We start from the raw sequence: 21,278 nt of genomic DNA on the forward strand, positions 1-21,278 counted from the left end.
TCATCACCATACATCGATACTTGTTTAACTCAAAATAAGGCACATGATAACATACACTTATTATATCGAATATAAGAGGATGTTAATTTATTTAGCGATCATTTTTCACACGAACTGGCTGTGGTTGTCCGACACGTAAAACTTTTTTCAATGAAAAACCAATTAAACCTACAGCTACAATAATTAATAGTGTCATAGTCGTTTCTCCTTTGTTTGATTGTTTACTATTTTAGCGTTTCAACATTAAATTTAAATCAATTAAACAAAAATAAAAAACAGCCCTAAAGAGCTGTTTAGTCCAAATTAGTAATTTCGGCAATTGCTTGCGCGTATATCGAAATTGAACGATACAAATCATCAAGCAGAGCAAATTCATTAACTTGGTGCATTGTGTCTGGTGAGTCTGGGAATAATGCGCCATAAGCGACACCGCGTTTCATTAAGCGACCGTATGTTCCACCACCAATGACTTGATCGTGTGCTGGCAATCCTGTTTGATCATGATAAACACGAAGTAGTGTTTCCACAATTGGGTCACTAGGTGCAACATAATGAGGCACTTGAGCATGTCCACCGATAGTTGGTTTCACATCCCATCCATTCAATTGAGAAGCAAGACCCGCTTCAATTTCTTCCGGTGTGATTCCCTTTGGATAACGGAAATTAAAGTTGATAAAGACCTCACCACCATCAACAAATTTCTGGATACCGACATTCATAGACAAAGGTCCCATCACATCATCAGTATACTTAACACCGAATTTTTCGCCAACAGTATCATTGTGTGCTGGTGTTCCCAAATACGTTAAGAATGACTTAGCTGTACCACCAAAATCAAAGTCTTGAAGGAAGTTTGCTAAGTAAGTCCCAGCATTTTCTCCTGTTTCTGGCATTGCCCCATGAACTTGCTTACCGTTTAAGACAAATTTGATGATCTCACCATCAGTTTCAGTTGAACCAGATACCTTTGGATTTTCTACCAAAAACTCTTGGAATTCTGTCACAATTTTTTCTGAATGAGATGATTTTACCGTTGCACGAGCAATACCTGGGACCATATTTGTCCGTAATCCAGACTCAAAATCAACAAGCTTAACAGTGCCACCATTAGTGGCTTCACCTTTAATGATTACTTGAACGTTACCCTTTTCACCATTAATGATTGGGTATTCAGCATCAGGTGAGAAGCCAAATACAGGCTCTGGCTCAACTTCAAAGTAACGAGTCATCCCCGTCCAATCATTTTCTTCATCAGTTCCAAAAATCAGACGAACCCGACGCTTCAATGGCACATTCAAATCAGACAAAATTTTGAAAGCATAGTAGGCTGACATTCCTGGCCCCTTATCGTCTGAAGCACCACGGGCGATAATCTTATCATCCGTTACAACAGGTTCAAATGGTTCGGTATCCCAACCCTCGCCTGCAGGCATCACATCAACATGAGACAAAATAGCGACATATTCATCAGCATCTTTGGGACCAATTTCAATATAGCCCACAATGTTATCAATATTTTTGGTAGTGAAACCATCTCGCTCAGCAATAGCCAACATCTTAACTAAGGCAGCTGTTGGTCCAGGACCTAAAGGTGCATCAGGCGTTGCTTGTGAATCGTCACGAACAGATTCAACAGCCAATAAGGCTTTTAAATCTTCGATATAGGCTGCTTTACGTTTCTCTGTTTCTTGTTTCCAATCAACTGTCATATTTTTTTAACCTTTCTAGTAACTCATAGGGTTATTATACCCTGTTATGGCATTTTTTTCTAATATTCATGTCAGGAACAAGGATTAAATAATCAAAGTATCCATATACTATATAGCGCTATAACCACTATTTTTTAATAATCGTGGCTAGCTTTCTACGCAATGCATGGTCCGCAGCACAAATATATAACCCTTGTCGGCCACGCTTTAATAGCACATTTAGCGCGTTCAGCATAATAGCTTCTTTCTCTTGCTCACTAAATGAATGACCCTTTGTTTGTCGAAAAGCGGCGTTATCCTCATATTTTTCGGTATGAACCACGATTTTATTTTTATCTTCATCAAATGTGATACTGGGTCCAATAATCACACCAGCATAGTTCAAATCAAAACCTTGAATTGTGTACACTGATCCTACTTCATTAATTGTGTCCGGTCTCAATGCCCATGGTGCTGTACCTGTGTCTAACTGATCCCAAGGTAATTTGAAATCATCAACCGTCACATACCAGATACCGCGATTAACGGTATACGGATAATCCGTTGTTGCTAACAAACGTGACATTCCTACCCGCTTATTTTTTTGTTGAATCATTCTGTAGAGATCATTAGCATTGGAAAAAATCTGAAAATCAAATCCGTCAACGAGGCCTAATGTTGAAATTTCTTTATTTTGCGTTAGATTGTCAATCCATTGAACAACATGCTCGTTATTACCTAGCATACGATACTGATTACTTAATTGATAACGCGTTGGTGCGTACTGTGAAACGATTTGTTCCAACCTTTGATTAGTCCACATACTTTTGAATTTTAAGACTTGATGGCTATCAAAAACTAAAATGATAACTTGAGCACGTTTGATAATCTCGACCAGTTGGTTGGTTTGATTAAATTTATTGTAGCGATCAGGTTCAGTTAATAGTAAATGTGCTTCATCAATTAATACCACATCTGCATGACGCTGCTCTTTATCCATTTGATGAATAAAAGTTGTGGGTTTTAGGAACTGTTTCTTTTTTAATTCTTCAGTTTTCCCTGCTAAATCACGATATATTTTCCAAATTTCAGCGTGATTGACCAGTAAATAATTATTATTTTGATAAAGTGCTGATGACTCATTATTTAAAACAGCATGTTGAAGTTGTTTAAATATTTCAAATAGTACAACACTTTTCCCAGAACCAGCGCCCCCTTCAATAATAAATACTTTCTTTTTTTCTTGCTTCAAACCCTGATTTGCAAAGTCAACCACATCTTGAATCAAATGTGCTTGTTCAGTTGACAATTTTTCCTCATCAGAGAGAATAAAACTATTTTTTTCCATAAACATATTGTACACTATCTACATAATGAGTCACATAAAAAGTCACGCTAGATGAGCACTCCTATCACCTTCTTTGTGCATTAAACAAAACTTTCGTGTAGAATAATGTTAAGGATTAAACTATGAAAACATTAACTGAAGATATTTTATACCGAGTTATTAAAAAAAGAGCCAAGGACTCACACAAAGGAACCTATGGCCGTGTTTTAATCATTGGCGGCACGGCACAATTTGGTGGTGCAGTGATTATGAATGCATTGGCTGCAGTTAATTCTGGTGCCGGACTAGTAACCGTAGCCACAGATCCATCAAACTTTACCGCTTTACATAGTCACCTACCAGAAGCAATGGTTGTTGATTTTAATGAGGATCTGACCGAGTATATTAAAAAATCAGACGTTGTTTTAATCGGATCAGGTTTAGGCAATCGTATTGATTTAGTACAACATACCTTCTATGCTATTTTGCCACGTCAAATACTCATCGTTGACGGTTCTGCCTTAACTCTAGTTGCTGCACATAAACTAAAGTGGCCAAAATCGCGACTCGTTTTAACACCACATCAGATGGAGTGGCAACGTCTAAGTGGTGTGACAATCAATGAACAAGCCTTTGAAGCGTTTAATATGCTAGCGCAACAAAGGATGAATGTTGAACCGATTTTAGTTTTAAAACAACATCATACTCAAATTTATACCAATGACTGCGCTTTTGAAATACCAGTTGGTGGACCTTATCAGGCCACAGGGGGGATGGGTGACACACTCGCCGGAATGATTGCCGGATTTACGGCACAGTTTATGTTGTCGTTTTCCGAGGCAATTTTAGCGGCAGTCTATGCTCATTCTGCTATTGCTGACGAACTAGCTGAAACCCGCTACATCACACTACCCACAGAAATCAGTGCCTCAATACCTGAATTTATGCATCGATATGCTCGCTAATACGTGAAAACAAACAGTATGTTAAAATATTTATATAACTCTCAGGGGGACGAAAATTTGAAATTTATCTCATGGAATATTGATTCCATCAATGCTGCAGTTGAACACAAAAGTGTCCGTGGTGAAATGACTTGGAGCACATTAAACGAAATTGCGACCATACGCCCTGACGTTTTTGCCATCCAAGAAACAAAATTGAAATCAACAGGCTTAACTAAAAAACAAGCGACAGCCATTGCAGAACTTTTTCCAGAGTATCATTTGTATGTAAATTCTAGTACTGCGCGCTCTGGCTACTCTGGCACGATGGTGCTTTCCAAAGTGGAACCTATTCAGGTGGAATATCCTACTATTGGTGCGCCAGGTCCCATGGATTTAGAGGGACGCATCATCACCTTAGAATTTCCAACTTTTTTCCTATCAACTGTTTATACACCTAATTCCGGAAGCTCGTTGATACGTCTACCTGAACGTGGTGAGTGGGATGATAAATATCGTGAATATATCAAGCGCCTAGACGCTACCAAACCAGTTATTTTTAGTGGTGATATGAACGTCGCGCACCAAGAAATTGATTTAAAAAACCCAAAACCAAATCGTCATTCTGCTGGATTTACTGACCAGGAACGGGAAAAGTTTTCAGCACTATTGGATGCTGGATTTACAGACACTTTTCGATCATTAAATCCAGACACACCAAGTGTTTATACTTGGTGGGCACAAATTAGTAAAACAAGTAAAATCAATAATTCCGGGTGGCGAATTGATTACTACTTGGTTAGTGATCGAATCGCTGAAAACGTCACAGAATCCTGTGTTATAGATACGGGTGCACGTCAGGATCACGCACCGATTCTTCTCGAAATTAATGTATAAATAAAAAGCCATGCATAAATTGCACGGCTTTTTATTTATTTATTTTTAACATATGGCTTAAGTACTTCTGCTCCAAAATGATTAGATTCATAAATTAAGATATTGGCTGCGGCTACTGCATCATCAAGCGCGTTATGGTGATGATCCAATGTAATCCCTAAATTACCAGCAACAGTGTTTAACTTATGATTTTCGAAATTTGGAAATAATTTACGACTGGTTTGAACCGTATCCAACAACAAATAATGCGGTTCATCAATATCGTAATACTGCAATGTTCCTTTCAAGATACTATTATCAAATGATGCGTTGTGGGCCACCACTAATTTATTTTCTGTGAAAAAAGGTGAAATTGTTTGCCAAACTTCGGGAAACTTTGGCGCGTCAGCTACATCTTGTCGATGGAGACCATGAATAGCTGTGTTGTACGAGCTAAACGTTGTTTCCGGCTTGATTAATGAATAAAATTTATCAACTACTTGATTATCACGCACAATTGCTAAGGCTATAGAAACTGCCGAATGCTTTTCGCGGTTTGCTGTTTCAAAATCCATTGCTACAAAATTCATAGTTATAACTCCAAGATCATTCTTTGTAACTCTGTATCACGACCATTTGGTAAGGTAAAGTGCTCTTTTTCATCAACACTTAAGAACCCGTATTTCTGATAAATATGCACGGCGATGTCATTATCAATTTGTACATCTAACCATACCTTTGATAACCCGTTAAGTTTAGCCCAGTCCAGAAGTGACCGCATTAAATCCTGACCAAGACCAGCACCGTGAAATTGTTTCAAAATAGCCACACCGATTTCTTCATTTTCGATAGATCCTATTCCTACCGGTAATGATTGTTCACCTTGTTCAGCAATCAACAACAAAGTAATCGCCGGCGCATCGTTTTTTACAGGTATTTCATCCCCATCACGCATACTTGCAATCAAAAAAGTATCTGTTTCCGTCATTAATTCTTGAATTAATTGTTGCCATTCAGCAGCTCTAGTTAAGCTGGCTTCTTCTAAGCTGAACGCAATCGGCTGGCTCATATCGAATGTCATAGTTTTTCCTCAATTTCAATAACTGAACCAACACCTGCGATACTTATTGTTCGTTCGTTATCATCCTCACCTCGAGTAAATGTGATGTCCAATCGATTATTTGGCAACAAATCATTCATATATTGCGGCCACTCAATAAGCGTTACACCATCCGTACCGATAAAATCCTCGAATCCTTGATTAGCAGCACCTGTCATTTCCAATCGATAAGCATCAAAATGATAAATGGGAAAATCACGTGCTGTATAAGTATTCATAATATTAAATGTTGGGCTCTTAACCCTTGACTTCACCCCTAAAGCGCGTGAAAATCCCTGGGTAAAGGTTGTTTTCCCCGCTCCTAAATCACCATTCAGCGTGATCACTAAACCAGGATAAACAAATGATGCTATTCTACTAGCTAAACTTTGTGTTTGCTCAAAATTGTTTGTTAAAAATTCTTTCATTGTTTTATTATAGCACGAGAGAATTGGTAAGATTAAATCGAAATATATTTACTTTTTTGAGTTCATACATTATCTAATAATCCACAGTTTATTGTTATCCGAATGGAAAAAAGGTTTTGACTTTTTAGTTGGATAAAAGGTCATATTCTTATCCTTTAGCTTTTTTACACCAGCAATAACCCCGCTATTTTTGTTAGTTGTAGCCTCTTTAACATAGTAGAGTCTGCCTGGAATATCATCAAATGTAACAAGCCCTTCATCATTTGAATGGCGAATTAATGATTCTCCATCTCTTTTTAAAGCAACTTTTTTATTCTTAGAAAACAATTGAAAGGCAACAGATGAAACGGGATTACCATCAGCATCTAAACGATAAAATGATAAATCAAACTTTTTCTTAGCTAATTTGATACGTATGATGCGTTTATACAAGAAAAGAAATTGCAATGCAATTAATAAAATGATGCCAACAATAATAAGAGCTTGCTTGATATTGTTAAACTTATCAGCATTTTCAATATTTTTTGCCATATTTTTATTATAAGGAACTCGATATCCTGTCACCAACAAACGATGTGAATTGACCATATAAGGTGTGCAGGTTATTAGCGTTACCAAGTCTTTATCAGGTTCAACTTGCAGCCCTTGGTAATCTTCAGGTTTGACAACTTCAATTTTAAAAACTTTATAGGCTAATTTTTTATGAAATACCGTTAATACAAAAGTATCGTTTTTCTTAACATGATTTAAGTTCGTAAATAACATTCGTGAAGCCAAGCCACGGTGCGCCGAAATAACACTATGCGTGCCTTTCCCACCCAGTGGAAAAGATGTTCCTTGTAAGACGGTTGCGCCATAGTTAAGTGTTTCTTCATTTGTCGTATCAAAAAGCGGAATATGCACATTAATTTTAGAAATACTGATTGTGCCAATTAAATGCTCTTTCAATACAACATGCTCTTTGTAAGTGGAACCAGAAAATGGATCAGTCCCTGGTTGAATGCCATCTTTTCTTAACTGTGCATTTTTCTGTTGCATACGTGCTTCTTTTGCTGATATATCTTGATTAGTTTCCTTTTGAATTGTCTTGATTCGTTGCTGGTCAATAAAATGATTCAATGCACCGACATAAAAAGGATACAACGCTACTAAAAATCCTATAAGAAAAATAATATTTAAAAATATATTTTGTTTATTCTTTTTTTTACTGGTTTGCTTAGTCATTTGTTGCATCACCTTCTGTTTGAATTTGGTAACCATTTTTAACTACTTTTTTTATATAGAATTTTTTATCCTTTAAATGTTTAACTATCGCTTTAAAAGGTTTGAGGTTCATGTTTGGATTCATCGGAACTATTTTATACCTGCCACCATTAATTTCACCAAACGATACATAGCCTCTTGAGTCACTCGTAGACTCACATAACTCACCTTGGTCATTTAATATTCTTTTACCAAAATAATCTACTACAGTGAATTTATAACCAGAAATGAGACGTCCATTATTATAAACAAAAAATGATAACTGATAATTTCTTTTATGTGACAATAATTCAATAAGCTCACGTTTGATGATATAAAAAATTAAAGCCATAAAAATAAAAATCAGTGCTGTCAGACAAAACAAATATTTTCCTTGATATGATACTGCCTTTTTTTCTTGTTTATCAAATGAACTTTTATCCAACGGCACCCTTTTCCCAGTAACCAACAATCGATGTGTGTTCACCATATAGGGTGTACATGTGACCAACGTTGCCAAATCTTGGTTATTTTGTATTGTGATATCACTTAGATCTGTTGGTAAAACCACTTTGATTCGAATAACTTGATAAGCTAAACGTTTCCCATACACTTTCAAAAAAAACTTATCGCCTTTTTTTAATTCGTGCAGATGAGTAAATAATTCTTGATTAGGCAAACCACTGTGCCCCATCAAAACGGTATGCGTACTTTTGCCGCCAACAGGATAAGAACTGCCAGGTAATAATGTAATTCCTTTATACAAAAGGCTGTCAGTCGTTGTATCAAACACCGGTAAACTCAGAGATATTTTAGGAATGAATATACTGCCTAACGAGTGCTTTTGATAGTACTCTCTACTCTCCTTGGGTACATTTTCCAACGTTTGCCCCAAGATATTCTTGACAGGTGATATACCAAGTTGTTGATTTTTTTTTGACTTTTGTTTGTTTTTTTTGATTAATTTTTCGAGTTTCTTGGCACTGGCTTTCTGATTGCTTTGATTTAGTTGATTCACAGCATTTAATTCTTTTTGGGCCACATAGTTATTCACGCCATTAGCAATAAAAGGATACATGAACACCAAAAAGCCAATGAAAAACATTAATGCAATGAACAGTTTCAGAAAAATATTAGCGTTATTTTGTTTTTGTTCTGCCATCGTTCTAGTTATCCTTTGAAACCACGGCTCATAATATCAATGAAAACCATTATTCCAAAGAATTATGAACATAGTATTCATTTTTATAAAAAAAGTGCTTACCACGAACATGGTTTGCACTTTAGTTTTCAAATATGATTAAATATTTTGGTTCTTTTTATTACGCTTATTCCAAACATATGCGCCACTCATCAAAAGTGCACCTGCAATCAAGAACAAGTAGATACCAGAACCACCAGTTGATGGTAAGATACCCTTCTTAATGTTTGTCACAGTGATTGTTTGATTGTCAGCATAGCTTCCTTTAGTAACTGTAAACTTAACAGGAGCTGTCAAAAGCGCATAACCAGCTGGAGACTTTGTTTCAACAAGTGCATAGCTTTGACCATCAGCCAACTTGTTTGAATATTCAAGACCCTTTAATTCAACTGATCCTTGATCATTTGATGTATATGTTGTCGCTGAGTCATTATTTGATGCCCATGTGTATGAACCATCAGTTGCTTGCGTTGCGTAGGCAACTTTGTCACCATTAGCATTTAACTTAACCAACTGGAACTCTGCACCAGCAAGCTTTGCAGCACTTTGCTTGTCTTGCTTAACAAATTTCACACCACCAGTGTAAATTTCAGGTCCTGTTACTGATGATTCTGGATCATTACCAATTTTAACAGTCGCAGTGTTGTTCAATGCTTTGTCAGGAACAGCAGCATTAGTCAAGGTAGCATCATAAGTAACTGTTAACTTTTTACCGGCAGCAGCCTTAACAGCAGCTGCAGTTGGATTAAATGTTATTTTAAAACCTTTACCATTTTTGTCAGTTGCATCAGTTGCTGAAACTGTATAGTCAGTTCCTTCAGTTAATCCTGCAACCTTTACCGTAGTAGCATCATCATCAATACCTAAGTTGGGCGTATCAACTACATTAAATGTATCTTTATCCGCAATGTTCCATGGTACTGCTATTTGCAATTGATAACCAAATTTTTGACCATAAGTGGCATTATAAACCTTTGATCCATCAGGCAATGTCACAATCAAATCTTTTTTACTTTCGTCACTTAAATCTTTTGTAATAGCATCAGTTTGTTCGTTCTTGGGATAAACGTGAACATCAGAATTAATTTCTGAGTCTGACCCTGACTTATAAACAGGTAAAGCTAACACAATTGGAGCAGCTTTTTGTGTAATATTTGTTGGTGAATTTGTTTCAACAAACAAGTAAACCTTGTCTTTATCGCCGTCCTTAGACTTCAAATTTGAAAAAGTTACTGTGCCATCGGCTCCAGCTGTTACACCTTCTGCAACTTTTGTGGCGTAACTTGGTGCAGCATCAGCGGCATCAGATTGAACCTCTTGGGATGCTTTTTCAGCAGTGTCACCACTAGAACGTAAGTTCAAATAATGGTCAGTTACATCATAAGCTGTAAAAGTAACACCTGCTAATGGCGTTCCACCAAAATTATTATCTACTTCACCTGTATTGGTCTTACTATCCGGTACTTGTCCTTCATCAAAGACCCTTTTATGCAATGTAACATTAACACTATCTGTTGTGTCCGCAGATACATTAGTAATACCAAACAAGGCTGATACTAAAAGAGGAAGTACGAGTAAAATCGCATTAGCCATTTGTGACCATGATTTACTTTTCATTTTTAAAACTCCTTTTTAATTGTAATTTCTTCTTATAAATTTTTATCAATATTACCAATAAAATAATCAACAAACCGACTAAAGAAATTGAACCAATTGCTATTCCTGTTTCTGGTAAGAATGGCAAGCTAAACGGTGGTTTCTTAGTGGGTTGCTTTTTTTGGTAATTCAAAACTCTCGGACTTGCATTTTGATACACGTCATTAGGTATCACACCCGCAGCTATTTTAGACAACGGCTCGCCATTAACAGTAATTGGCGGTACATTAGCTAAGCTAGTGACTGCTGGGATATTAACACTAATGTGTTTTGCCTGAGAAGATATTTCAAAGTTCTTTAATGTTTGAACCTCTTGAAAATAATATTGACCCGTGGGTAGCTTACTATTATTCAAAGCAACTAAACCGGTATCATCAGATACGATTTTTTTTACTTTTTTCTCATGTAATGGGTCATCAGTGGTTTTCCAACTATTGTCATCAGTCAGGTATTTTTTTTGGTTGTCAACTGTTTTATACAACACAAATTTGACACCTGCTAATGGTAATTCTTTATGATCAAGCGTTTTTCCATATTTAAAAAAATATGGTATGCGTGTCACAATAGCAGATTTGGTCTCAATTTCAAGCTTATTTTTATCCATATCTTGATTTCTTAGCGAAAATGCGACTGGGTCACTAACCTGCTCATAGGACAAACCATCACTTTCAAGTTGGCTACTTTTTTGTTGCACAATAAGATAAGCTTTTCCATATTCTTTTGAAACATGAAATGTTGCCTGTCCATTGTCATCAGTGGTTTTAGTATCCATCAAACGAATATGATTGTCTTGAATATAGTTTTGAATACCCTGATTTTGAGATTTCAAATCTGCAAAGTAATTTTCATCATCTTCATGCTTCTGGTAATCAGCCGTCAAATCATACAATTGAAATGTTACGTTACTGCCAGGAGTATAGGATACTGGATTTGATTCATACACACTCAACTGATGATGCAATTCTATCGTAAATTGGTTATCAGTATCGGCTAAAACCTTTAAATTGTCTTGTTGCAAGCTAAGCAACCCAAATGAAATACAGGTAATGATAAACACAATCATTTTTTTAATCATGATCGGTTACCCCTCTTTATTCGGAAAATATAATAACCGCTAGCACCCAAGGCAATTAATATAAAGGCACCAGCTATCAACATGTAGCGCACAATACCAGTGCCACCTGTAGATGGAAAAACAGTTTTATTTGAATTGTTGACCGTTAGGCTAATCTGATTGTTACCTGCATCATTTTGTAAAGTTGATTTCCAATCACCATTATTGTTAGTTACCTTAATACTGCCATCATCAGAAATTATTATTGTGACATCTTTACTAGCAATGTATCCATCAGGAGCTTTTGATTCTTTCAAAGTATATGTTCCTGATGAAAGATTTTCAAAAGTGAAAGTCGACGTTGGATCGGTTTCTTTGTAAACTGATGTTTTGCCATCAGAGTCAGTTAATGTGAATTTAGCACCTTTTAACGCATTTCCAGTTGTTTTGTCAACTTTATTAACTGTCAGATCAAACTTCTTGAAAGTATCATTTTTGACAAATCTAACAACATTATTCTTATCAGTATTGTTTGATTTGTCAGTAGCAATAGAAAAACCATCTTTATAGCCGTTGCCATCCGTGGTTGGTGATTTCACATTAATACCTTGACCGCTACTTGACCATTTTCCATCTTGCGATAGTGTTATTGGATAAACCGTAGAATCAAGTTGATACCCAGATGGACTCTTAGTTTCTTGAATGGTGTAATCCCCTGGTGTCAGTTGCTGTAACTGATTATCTTTTAATGTATAGGACTGCTTGCCATCCGTTGATTTAACAATAAATTCAGCACCAGTGAGTTTATTTTTCGAGTTACTTGCATACTTATCAATAATCAAACCATATTGTGTATTTGTTATCGTTGACTCATTTATTTTGTTAGTAATGCTTGAAACGTAACCATCCGTACTTTCGTTTAGCACCTGATAATTGAACGTTCCACCTTTGTTATCATAAGCTGGTAACGAAACCGATTGATTATTTCTATTCAACTGTTTGAAAGTTTTAGACCAATTATCCGATTTACTCAAAGTACCAGTTGCCCGCCAATCGTTTGATTGGTTGTTCGTAGTTCGCGTTACTTCAAAATTAATACTATCTGGTCGCTTCGATGAATCTGTCAACTCTTGCCATTGTTTGATAACCTTTAGCACCGTTCCAGGTGCTTTCGCAGAAGGAACACCAAATTCTACAGCGTTACTATCCTTTGTCGGTGTAAATGTTGTTTTGCCATTCATCTGATACCAGTAATCCGGTTTAAAATTATCTGATTCAGTATTTAAATGCACCTGATAATGTATTTGAATTTCTTGATCTTTCCCCAGATTAATATTACTTACAGAGATACTTCCGTTTGATTTGGTAACTGTTGGTAAATTCTGAACAACACTACTTCCTACACTCTTAACCGTCGGCGTGTCATCTCCGTAAATAAATTGAGAACCTAACGGATCTGAAATACTGCCTTGGTTGACCGTGTTGAATTGACTTAGGACTGTTTGTGCCTGATCATAAAGATATTTTTGTACCCCTACTGCATCATTTGCGTCTTGATAGTGAGACGGGGAAACAAGAAGATTCATCCGTGCTCGAATCTCACTCTTACTAAGATAAACATTATTTCCTTGATAATAATCATCAGCTAGCTGAATTCCTAAAGCATGAATTTCTGTACCTATTTTTTTTGAGATAGCTGCTTCTCCTAATGTTCCTGACCATGTATCTTTAATTGGCAGTCCATCTACGTTATAATAAAAATTTACGCCATCAGATATGTATTTTTGTGTGTAACTATCCCATCTATACTTATTATTATTAAATGCTGAAGTAACCCCTGGGGCGTTATAATTTTTGTAATCAAATGACGTACCAAGAGTCATACCATTAGAAGAAACAGCAGATAAAACTTTGTTTGAATAAGAAGGAACTCCGTCAGTCATCAAGATTAACATTTTCTTATTGTCACTGCTTTGACCGGAAAGCATATTCTGAGCTTGATGTAACCCTAATTGTGTGAACGTACCACCCTTAAAATTAGCTTTGTTCAGCTTATTATTTAAAATATCATTTATATTATCCTGATTATCACTTCGGCTAATTGGCCCAGTAACATAACCTTGTGCATTCATACCAAATTTATCAGGACTGGAAAATCCAACTAAGCCAACATTAACATATTGAGCAAACCCAGAATTCTTTATTTGTTTGAAAAAATCGCTAATACCATTTTTAACCGCTGTTATTCTATCTGTACCACCATTACTTTCTGGATTCATTGATCCAGACATATCAACCACTAACACAATGTCAATCGGCTTGTAAACTTTTAATTTATTGCCTTTAGCATTCAAGTAGACATCGTATAACCCAGGTGTGGACGTTTCTTTAGCATACTTACGAATTTGGTAATCTGGGTTACTAGTGTCAGTACCAAATTTCAAATATGATTTTGATGTATCAGATGAATCCCCATTCCAACTGCTATTCTTGTCCCAGCCATTACTAGCATCTCCACCTTGATGATTTATTACCGTATTTTGACCTGGAATAGTCCACGAATTAGTGGGAAATACGCCTGTACTATTACTCGTATACTGTGGCGTAATATCACTCGCAGCAGATACTGTAGTTAGTGGAATCATCAGCGCATTTGCTACTAATGTTGACAATATCAACAAAATTCCAAAGACACGCAGAAATAAGCCGTTCACAATCTTGTGAATGTTATTTTTCATATTTCTCCCTTCTAAGAACTCTTCAGCGTTCTTGTTTTAAAAATCATCACTTCTCTCACAAAGTGTTAAAATTGCTAGTTTGTATTGAGAACCGCAATTTTAAAAATACAAACTCTTTTTGATAAAAGTTTAGTACAGGCTAAAATATATTATGACTTTCACCAATTACAGAATCTGTAACTATGTGATGTACTTCTCTATTTTTATCCACCTTTCTCTACAAATTACATGTGATTATTCTCTCGAAATTAAGCTATATGATCACAAGTACTTCATATTATGTATGAATCCTTTTGCAATTTCATGATAAAAAAAGGTAGTTTATATCAAAAAAAGATATTTTGCTTCCTGATGTTATATTTATTACTCAATAGTTTTTATACAATTATGAATAAACATATTTTATAAAGAGAGAACAAATGTTAATAACACGTTTAGTGATTAAATGTAATTTCCGGGAGAAGTAATGAAAGATATTAAAAAGTTAGCAAACATTTTAAATGCTGATGTTATTTTGATTGACATTGCCACAAAACAAGTAAATTACTTAGATGAATCTACTGATAATTCCAATAAAAATGTTGTGAATTTATTAATTGATAATATTGAGCTGCTCACAAATCACATTTATCAATCTCTAGACTATAATTCTGGTCATATTTTAACTTGCCATGTCAATGAAGAAAGCATCGTTTGCTTCTCTTTTAAATACGACGATCCACTATCAACGAGTAGTGAGTTAATGATGTTACATTCCCTTTCAAATCTAAAATCCATTTCTCAAATCATCTATACTTTATATAATTCTAACGATGCGCCAGAAGAAGAAGTCCACATTACAAAGTTTTCAGATAAACTCCACATCAAAAAAGAAAGCAGCGAATCCTTTGATCCAAAAACTTTTTTTAATGCAGAAACTGATATTATCAAATCAATTGTTTATTCACGTAAATCCAGTTTAATCTCAGCACTTGAAAAGTTGTCACGTTTAAAAATAATTGGTGAACGTTTTGCCTCCAACAACATGATTAGAGGCGAAAAAGATACGCTTATTTCCTATGTCTCAATTTTAAACCGAGCGATTATCCAGTGGGGGTACCCTGTCGAGTCAGCATTTCAATTGCATAATGAGCTTGTTCAAGAAATTGAACTATCTCCTCAGTTCCTGAATTTTTTTCAAGTTATTAGAGAAATTACTTGGCATTATTTTAAAATTGTACAAAACCATAGGGTTCACAATTTTTTACCACTCCACCAAAGAATTAAACAATATATAAAAGAGCATATTAGCGAAAACATTACACTCGATGACATTGCTACCGCACTGAATGCTTCGAAAAAGACATTGAATCCAGCGTTCAAAAAAGAGTATAAAATAACGATCACTCAATTCATTAGGCAAACCAAAATAGATACGGCAAAAGAATTGTTGATTGCTTCGAATCTCACATTACTGGAGATTTCAAATTTACTATCTTTTTCAACCGCAAGCTATTTTGTCAAAACTTTCAAAGAAATAACCGGAATAACTCCTAATCATTTTCGCCAACATTTTTTTGATGAAGAACTTCATTTGTAAATATTAATCAATAAAAAAATGTGTACACTCGTTTTATAAAAACGAGTGTACACATTTTCCAAAAATTACTATTAATAAATCATCGCACTAACTTATCCCAAATGACAACTTCATTTTGTGCCAACGATTTAGGTACATCAATAATTCTTTGATTAGCGCTACCTCTAAACTGTAATGTTAAATCTTTTTCTTCTTCCAAGAAACGACCATCCACCAGAATATCTAGTAAGGATAATAGCCGCATCTTATCATAGGTCTCTTGTTCCAGCTCTTCCCATGTATAACCAGTCCACGACCAAATATCTTTCGAATGGCCAAATTCTTTCCGAATCCGACGGCAGAGCTGTAGACATACATCTGTATTTAAGAATGGTTCCCCACCTAACAGCGTCAGCCCTTGGACATAGTCCTGACTCAAATCTTCAATAATTTGGTCTTCTAGTTCTTGTGTATAGGGCTGTCCAAAATGAAAGTTTTGCGCGGCAACATTGTAGCAGCCGGGACATAAAAACAGACAACCACTCACATATAGACTGCAACGAACCCCCTCGCCATCAACAAAATTGAAGGCTTTATAGTCAGCTACATAATTTTGACTATACTTTTGCGCGGTCCATTCTTTGGGCATCGGATTGTTTGGTTTTCGCAAAGGTCGCGACATTTTCAATCATCTCCTTAGTTAAATTCTTTTGACGTGAAATTATTTCAACATGTCGGCCATGAACCATTGGTCGTTGCTGAGGATTTCCTAGATAGCCACACGTTCTTTTGACCACATCACACAATTCAGGATCATGGTTACCACACTCAGGACACATAAAGCCACGCGCTGTTGATTTGAATTCACCCGCAAAGCCACACTTGAAACACTTGTCGATGCACGTGTTGGTTCCTAAATAGCCAACGTGATCGTAGGCCCAATTCCATACAGCTTCTAATGCTTGAGGATTTTGTTTTAAGTTAGGATATTCACAATAGTGGATAAAACCACCCGACGCATATTTGGGGAACGTCTCTTCAAATGCTATTTTTTCAAATGGTGTTGGATGCTTTCTAACATCGTAGTGGAAGCTATTGGTATAGTACTGCTTATCAGTAATATCAGGAACAGCCCCAAATTTTTCTTGGTCAAGATGGCAAAATGTATCGGTCAAAGATTCGGCTGGTGTCGAATACAAACTATAGTGATAACCACTCTCTGCTGCCCATTCTTGACAATAATCATGCATTCTTTTAACAACTGCTTCAGCAAATTGATGTGCTTCAGGATTCTTTTCCCAGTCTGGTCCAAAGAATGCAATGCATGTTTCATAAACGCCCACATATCCTAATGAAATCGTAGCGCGGCCGTTCTTAAACACTTCATCAACACTATCGGTGGCCTTCAATCTTTTGCCAAAAGCACCATACATATACAGTAATGGTGCATTTTCTGGTACAGCTTCTTTGGTACGTTCAATCCGGTAAGCTAGCGCATCATGACATAGCGCCATTTTCTCATCAAAAATCTTCCAGAACAGATTCATATCACCCTTAGCAAACAGGGAAATACGTGGCAAGTTAACTGAAACAACACCCAAATTCATACGTCCAGAATTAACTTCAACGCCTGTTTCATCTTCCCAGCCTTGTAAGAATGAACGACAACCCATCGGTGTTTTGAAACTACCTGTCAATTCAACAATTTTGTCGTACATTAATAAATCAGGATACATACGTTTGGTTGAACATTCCAAAGCTAATTGCTTAATATCATAGTTTGGATCTTCTTGACTAAAATTCAGCCCTTTTTTCAAAGTAAAAATTAATTTTGGGAAAATGGCCGTGCGCCGCTCTTTCCCTAGTCCCTTGATACGAATCTGTAAAATAGCTTTCTGGATTTCGCGCTCTAACCAGCTTGTTCCCAATCCAAAATTAACAGTTGTAAATGGTGTTTGCCCTTGCGACGAGTACAACGTATTGATTTCATACTCCAGTCCTTGCATCGCATCGTAAATGTCCTTGCAAGTCTTCTCTTTGGCATACTCTTCTTGTCGGTCAGCATCAATCCATTTTTTGGCGTCAACAAGGTGCTTGTCATAGTTCATTTGTGCGTAAGGCGCAAGTAACTGATCAATCCGATTAGCTGAACAACCACCATATTGTGAAGATGCAACATTAGCAATGATTTGGGCCATCTGCGCAGTGGCAGTTTGAATAGAATGTGGTGAATCTACCCACGCATTTCCAATTTTATAGCCGTTTGTTAGCAAGTTTTCAAAATCAATCAAACAACAATTGGTAGCTGGTGTGACTGGTGAATAATCCAAATCGTGCCAATGGATATCTCCACGTAAATGTGCTTTGGCTACCAAAGGTGGCAGCATTTGTAATCCTAATGCACGACTTGCTGCTCCCGCTTCCAAATCACGTTGTGTATTGAATACGCGACTATCCTTATTGGCATTTTCATGAACGACACTCTCATCTTGTGCAAAAAGTTTCTCTATGCGTTTTTGAACATTTGAAGCATCGGAAAATTTTTGTTGATCAGCTACGTAGTATGAATTGTAAGCATCCACAGCATCCAGCTGTTCATATTTTTTAAGTAAGGAAACCAATAAATTACGAATTTCTATTGCTGTGATACTCGCTTGGTTCGCCAACATTTGATATAAATCACGATTGATATCGTTGATAATATTTTCTGATAAATTGAGTTTTTCTAAAATAAAATTAATTTTATAGGCATAGAATTGTGTCCCCTCACCACTATGCTTGATTACTGTTAAATCAGGTAACTTCATAAGTTTAATCGTATTGTTCATTACTAAACTATTTCCTCCAGTGCTATTTTTTAAATTGCTATAACTTAAATACTACAACTATTTTTTCAATAAGAATAGGACAAAAAATGTCCTATTTTCGAATTTAATTCAAAAATCCACTGTTTAATAGCCCTAGAAGAATTAAGCCATTATAAAATTTAATCATCTCGTAAAATTATTACAAGAATTAAATATTTGAGTATCTAACTACAATCAAATTGACATATAATTAATACTTATTAATTTAAGTAACAACTAAAAAATATTGTTATAATGGAAGGAAAGGACTTGAACATGTATTCTGATGACTCACTGGTGCTCCATACGGATGCGTACCAAATTAATATGATTTATACTTACTGGAAACAAGGTATTGATCAAAAACCCGTTGTTTTTGAGGCTTATTTCCGTAAAATGCCTTTCAATAATGGCTATGTTATTTTCAGTGGTTTAGAACGAATTGTCAAAATATTAAATCAACTGAAATTTACTGATGACGATATTGATTATTTACAATCATTAGACCTATACGACACTGAATTTTTAACGTACCTTAAAAACTGGCATTTGACTGCAACAATACGTTCGGCTTATGAGGGTGAAGTGATGTTCAACAATGAACCGCTTTTGCAAGTTGAAGGACCTCTGGTCGATGCTCAATTATTGGAAACCTTACTGCTCAATATTATCAACTTTCAGACATTGATTGCTACTAAAGCAGCTCGTATTGCTAGTGTAACAAATGGTGACCCCCTATTAGAGTTTGGTACACGTCGTGCTCAGGAATTGGACGCTGCGCTTTGGGGTACCCGTGCTGCTTTTATTGGTGGCTTTGATGCTACATCTAATGTTCGTGCAGGAAAACTATTCAATATTCCTATTTCTGGCACACATGCTCATGCGCTTGTTCAAGCTTACCACAACGATTATGATGCTTTTCATGCCTACGCAGCAACACATAAAAATGTTGTTTTTCTAGTAGATACATTTGACACACTAAAATCTGGTGTTCCAAACGCTATCAAAGTAGCCCGTGAGTTTGGAGATAAGATTAATTTTCAAGGGGTTCGAATTGATTCAGGTGACATGGCATACCTTTCTAAAAAAGTTCGTATCATGTTAGATGAAGCAGGATTCACGAATGCCAAAATTTATGCATCAAATGATTTAGACGAAAACACCATTTTAAATCTTAAAATTCAGGGTGCAAAAATTGATGTCTGGGGAATTGGCACAAAATTAATCACAGCATATGATCAACCTGCCTTAGGTGCGGTATACAAGATGGTTAGTATCGACGGCGATGACACAATTAAATTGTCAAACAACGTTGAAAAAATCTCAACCCCTGGAAAAAAGCAAGTTTGGCGAATAACAGATAGTAAAGATGGCAAATCTGAAGGTGATTATTTGACTTTCGATGATGAAAATCCTAGCCAATTGGAAACTTTGCACATGTTTGATCCCAATCATCCTGTTATTTCTAAGAACATTAAAAATTTCGATGCACAACCGATGCTACATGATATTTTTGTTGAGGGTGACCTAATTTATGATTTGCCTGATATTACTACAATTAAAAGCTACGCCAAACATTCATTAAACGATCTATGGGATGAATACAAACGTATACTGAATCCTGAAACCTATCCTGTTGACTTATCTCAAAAGCTATATGATGCTAAAATGAATTTAATTCATGACATTCGAAACAATATACAGGAGATGACCAAATGAGACCTTTACAATCTAAAATAATTGCTGATCTGCACGTTCAGCCCGTTATTGACCCAAACATTGAAATCAAGCGCTCTGTGAATTTTCTGAAACAATATCTCACTCACAGTGCTTACACCGGTTTAGCTATTGCAGTAAGTGGTGGTCAAGACTCCACACTTGCTGGTAAAATTGGCCAACTTGCTATTGCTGAACTACGAGCAGAAACGAATCAAAAGTTCGAATTTGTTGCGATTAGGCAGCCATACGGTGAACAACAAGATGAAAACGATGCCCAAGATGCACTCAATTTTATCAAACCTGATTTAACAGTAACAACAAATATCAAAGATGCAACCGATGCTCTGGTAGGTTCACTGCGTCTTGGTGGATTAACCGTTGATGACATGAGTCGCGGTTCAATTAAACCAAAAGTACGTATGATTGCCCAGTATGCTGTTGCTCGCGAGCATAATAGTGCCGTTATCGGAACTGATCATGCAGCTGAAGCTGTAGCTGGTTTCTTCACCAAGTATGGTGACGGCGGCACAGACATTAACCCTTTGTGGCGTCTAAATAAACGACAAGGAAGGCAGCTTCTCGAAGCATTACACGCCCCAAAGCATCTATACGACAAAGTACCTACTGCAGATCTTGAGGATGAACGCCCACAGTTGCCTGATGAAGTTGCGCTGGGTGTTAGATACGATGTCATTGACGATTATTTGGAAGGCAAAGATGTTGCAAACACCGATGCCGAACGAATAGAAGAGATGTATCTGACAACGCAACAAAAGCGTCACGAACCAATCACTATTTATGACACTTGGTTCTATTAACTCTAAAATTTGATTGTTATGTTCCCCTATAAACACTTAAAAAAGCCACAATATCATTATATATTGTGGCTTTTTTAGTATTTA

At 36.2% G+C, this 21,278-nt stretch carries 17 protein-coding genes; 5 read left to right on the forward strand and 12 right to left on the reverse strand.

Going from position 1 to position 21,278, the window contains the following annotated elements; all coding sequences use genetic code 11:
- Positions 1-293 precede the first annotated feature (293 nt).
- A complete protein-coding gene (pepV, locus tag RHP56_RS07340; RefSeq protein ID WP_011680193.1) occupies positions 294-1,709 on the reverse strand; it encodes a dipeptidase PepV in 1,416 nt (471 codons plus the stop codon).
- Positions 1,710-1,836: 127 nt separating this feature from the next.
- Positions 1,837-3,042 (reverse strand): DUF2075 domain-containing protein, encoded by a 1,206-nt coding sequence (locus RHP56_RS07345; RefSeq protein WP_102753667.1) that lies wholly within the window; start codon positions 3,040-3,042, stop codon positions 1,837-1,839.
- A 116-nt stretch (positions 3,043-3,158) separates the two neighbouring features.
- Between RHP56_RS07345 and RHP56_RS07350 the strand changes: the two genes are divergently transcribed.
- Both RHP56_RS07350 and RHP56_RS07355 read left to right on the forward strand, forming a co-directional pair.
- Complete coding sequence (locus tag RHP56_RS07350) at positions 3,159-3,980, forward strand: NAD(P)H-hydrate dehydratase (protein WP_102753668.1); 822 nt, start codon at positions 3,159-3,161, stop codon at positions 3,978-3,980.
- Between the two features lie 57 nt (positions 3,981-4,037).
- Positions 4,038-4,856 carry an exodeoxyribonuclease III gene (locus RHP56_RS07355; protein WP_014325001.1) on the forward strand — a complete coding sequence of 273 codons (819 nt, stop codon included), beginning with the start codon at positions 4,038-4,040 and terminating at the stop codon, positions 4,854-4,856.
- A 35-nt stretch (positions 4,857-4,891) separates the two neighbouring features.
- Here the strand turns inward: RHP56_RS07355 and RHP56_RS07360 are convergent, their stop codons facing one another.
- The 8 genes from RHP56_RS07360 to RHP56_RS07395 all read right to left on the reverse strand — a co-directional run bounded on the left by RHP56_RS07360 (position 4,892) and on the right by RHP56_RS07395 (position 14,253).
- The gene (locus tag RHP56_RS07360) at positions 4,892-5,425 is read right to left on the reverse strand and encodes a 3'-5' exonuclease (RefSeq protein ID WP_011680197.1); all 534 of its coding nucleotides are present in this window, start codon (positions 5,423-5,425) and stop codon (positions 4,892-4,894) included.
- A 2-nt stretch (positions 5,426-5,427) separates the two neighbouring features.
- Positions 5,428-5,916, reverse strand: a complete 489-nt coding sequence (locus tag RHP56_RS07365; protein WP_002815259.1) for a GNAT family N-acetyltransferase — start codon at positions 5,914-5,916, stop codon at positions 5,428-5,430.
- A complete protein-coding gene (tsaE, locus tag RHP56_RS07370) occupies positions 5,913-6,362 on the reverse strand; it encodes a tRNA (adenosine(37)-N6)-threonylcarbamoyltransferase complex ATPase subunit type 1 TsaE (protein ID WP_002815260.1) in 450 nt (149 codons plus the stop codon). The genes RHP56_RS07365 and tsaE overlap by 4 nt, the downstream gene beginning before the upstream one ends.
- Before the next feature lie 69 nt (positions 6,363-6,431).
- On the reverse strand, positions 6,432-7,586 hold the full coding sequence (locus RHP56_RS07375) for a class C sortase (protein WP_102753669.1): 1,155 nt from the start codon (positions 7,584-7,586) through the stop codon (positions 6,432-6,434).
- Positions 7,579-8,766: a class C sortase gene (locus RHP56_RS07380; protein WP_102753670.1), complete on the reverse strand. Its 1,188-nt coding sequence runs from the start codon at positions 8,764-8,766 to the stop codon at positions 7,579-7,581. Before RHP56_RS07380 ends, RHP56_RS07375 begins: the two co-directional genes overlap by 8 nt.
- Positions 8,767-8,904: 138 nt before the next feature.
- Entirely contained in the window at positions 8,905-10,422 is a 1,518-nt protein-coding gene (locus RHP56_RS07385; RefSeq protein WP_025268340.1) for a SpaH/EbpB family LPXTG-anchored major pilin, read from the reverse strand.
- Entirely contained in the window at positions 10,412-11,536 is a 1,125-nt protein-coding gene (locus tag RHP56_RS07390; RefSeq protein WP_102753671.1) for a pilin N-terminal domain-containing protein, read from the reverse strand. The genes RHP56_RS07385 and RHP56_RS07390 overlap by 11 nt, the downstream gene beginning before the upstream one ends.
- Positions 11,533-14,253 (reverse strand): SpaA isopeptide-forming pilin-related protein, encoded by a 2,721-nt coding sequence (locus RHP56_RS07395; protein ID WP_258984078.1) that lies wholly within the window; start codon positions 14,251-14,253, stop codon positions 11,533-11,535. Before RHP56_RS07395 ends, RHP56_RS07390 begins: the two co-directional genes overlap by 4 nt.
- A gap of 466 nt (positions 14,254-14,719) precedes the next feature.
- On the opposite strand from RHP56_RS07395, the gene RHP56_RS07400 reads away from it, so the two are divergent.
- The gene (locus RHP56_RS07400; protein WP_102753357.1) at positions 14,720-15,832 is read left to right on the forward strand and encodes a helix-turn-helix domain-containing protein; all 1,113 of its coding nucleotides are present in this window, start codon (positions 14,720-14,722) and stop codon (positions 15,830-15,832) included.
- A gap of 79 nt (positions 15,833-15,911) precedes the next feature.
- On the opposite strand, the gene nrdG is transcribed toward RHP56_RS07400, so the two are convergent.
- Entirely contained in the window at positions 15,912-16,493 is a 582-nt protein-coding gene (gene nrdG, locus RHP56_RS07405) for an anaerobic ribonucleoside-triphosphate reductase activating protein (RefSeq protein ID WP_002815265.1), read from the reverse strand.
- Positions 16,429-18,639, reverse strand: coding sequence for an anaerobic ribonucleoside-triphosphate reductase (gene nrdD / locus RHP56_RS07410; protein WP_050883934.1), 2,211 nt, complete (start codon positions 18,637-18,639; stop codon positions 16,429-16,431). The genes nrdG and nrdD overlap by 65 nt, the downstream gene beginning before the upstream one ends.
- 294 nt (positions 18,640-18,933) lie before the next feature.
- Here nrdD and RHP56_RS07415 point away from each other — a divergent pair, with 294 nt between their 5' ends.
- Both RHP56_RS07415 and nadE read left to right on the forward strand, forming a co-directional pair.
- A complete protein-coding gene (locus RHP56_RS07415) occupies positions 18,934-20,376 on the forward strand; it encodes a nicotinate phosphoribosyltransferase (RefSeq protein ID WP_011680206.1) in 1,443 nt (480 codons plus the stop codon).
- Positions 20,373-21,194, forward strand: coding sequence for an ammonia-dependent NAD(+) synthetase (nadE, locus tag RHP56_RS07420; protein ID WP_025268345.1), 822 nt, complete (start codon positions 20,373-20,375; stop codon positions 21,192-21,194). Before RHP56_RS07415 ends, nadE begins: the two co-directional genes overlap by 4 nt.
- The last annotated feature ends 84 nt before the right edge of the window (positions 21,195-21,278 follow it).

The sequence above is a fragment of the Leuconostoc sp. C5 genome (assembly GCF_056530425.1).

Coding starts and splice junctions, on each gene's coding strand:
- RHP56_RS07395 (WP_258984078.1), bottom strand. CDS start 14,253: ATGAAAAATAACATTCACAAGATTGTGAACGGCTTATTTCTGCGTGTC.
- RHP56_RS07380 (WP_102753670.1), bottom strand. CDS start 8,766: ATGGCAGAACAAAAACAAAATAACGCTAATATTTTTCTGAAACTGTTC.
- pepV (WP_011680193.1), bottom strand. CDS start 1,709: ATGACAGTTGATTGGAAACAAGAAACAGAGAAACGTAAAGCAGCCTAT.
- RHP56_RS07400 (WP_102753357.1), top strand. CDS start 14,720: ATGAAAGATATTAAAAAGTTAGCAAACATTTTAAATGCTGATGTTATT.
- nrdG (WP_002815265.1), bottom strand. CDS start 16,493: ATGTCGCGACCTTTGCGAAAACCAAACAATCCGATGCCCAAAGAATGG.
- RHP56_RS07385 (WP_025268340.1), bottom strand. CDS start 10,422: ATGAAAAGTAAATCATGGTCACAAATGGCTAATGCGATTTTACTCGTA.
- tsaE (WP_002815260.1), bottom strand. CDS start 6,362: ATGAAAGAATTTTTAACAAACAATTTTGAGCAAACACAAAGTTTAGCT.
- nrdD (WP_050883934.1), bottom strand. CDS start 18,639: ATGAACAATACGATTAAACTTATGAAGTTACCTGATTTAACAGTAATC.
- RHP56_RS07350 (WP_102753668.1), top strand. CDS start 3,159: ATGAAAACATTAACTGAAGATATTTTATACCGAGTTATTAAAAAAAGA.
- RHP56_RS07360 (WP_011680197.1), bottom strand. CDS start 5,425: ATGAATTTTGTAGCAATGGATTTTGAAACAGCAAACCGCGAAAAGCAT.
- RHP56_RS07415 (WP_011680206.1), top strand. CDS start 18,934: ATGTATTCTGATGACTCACTGGTGCTCCATACGGATGCGTACCAAATT.
- RHP56_RS07375 (WP_102753669.1), bottom strand. CDS start 7,586: ATGACTAAGCAAACCAGTAAAAAAAAGAATAAACAAAATATATTTTTA.
- RHP56_RS07390 (WP_102753671.1), bottom strand. CDS start 11,536: ATGATTAAAAAAATGATTGTGTTTATCATTACCTGTATTTCATTTGGG.
- RHP56_RS07345 (WP_102753667.1), bottom strand. CDS start 3,042: ATGTTTATGGAAAAAAATAGTTTTATTCTCTCTGATGAGGAAAAATTG.
- RHP56_RS07365 (WP_002815259.1), bottom strand. CDS start 5,916: ATGACATTCGATATGAGCCAGCCGATTGCGTTCAGCTTAGAAGAAGCC.
- nadE (WP_025268345.1), top strand. CDS start 20,373: ATGAGACCTTTACAATCTAAAATAATTGCTGATCTGCACGTTCAGCCC.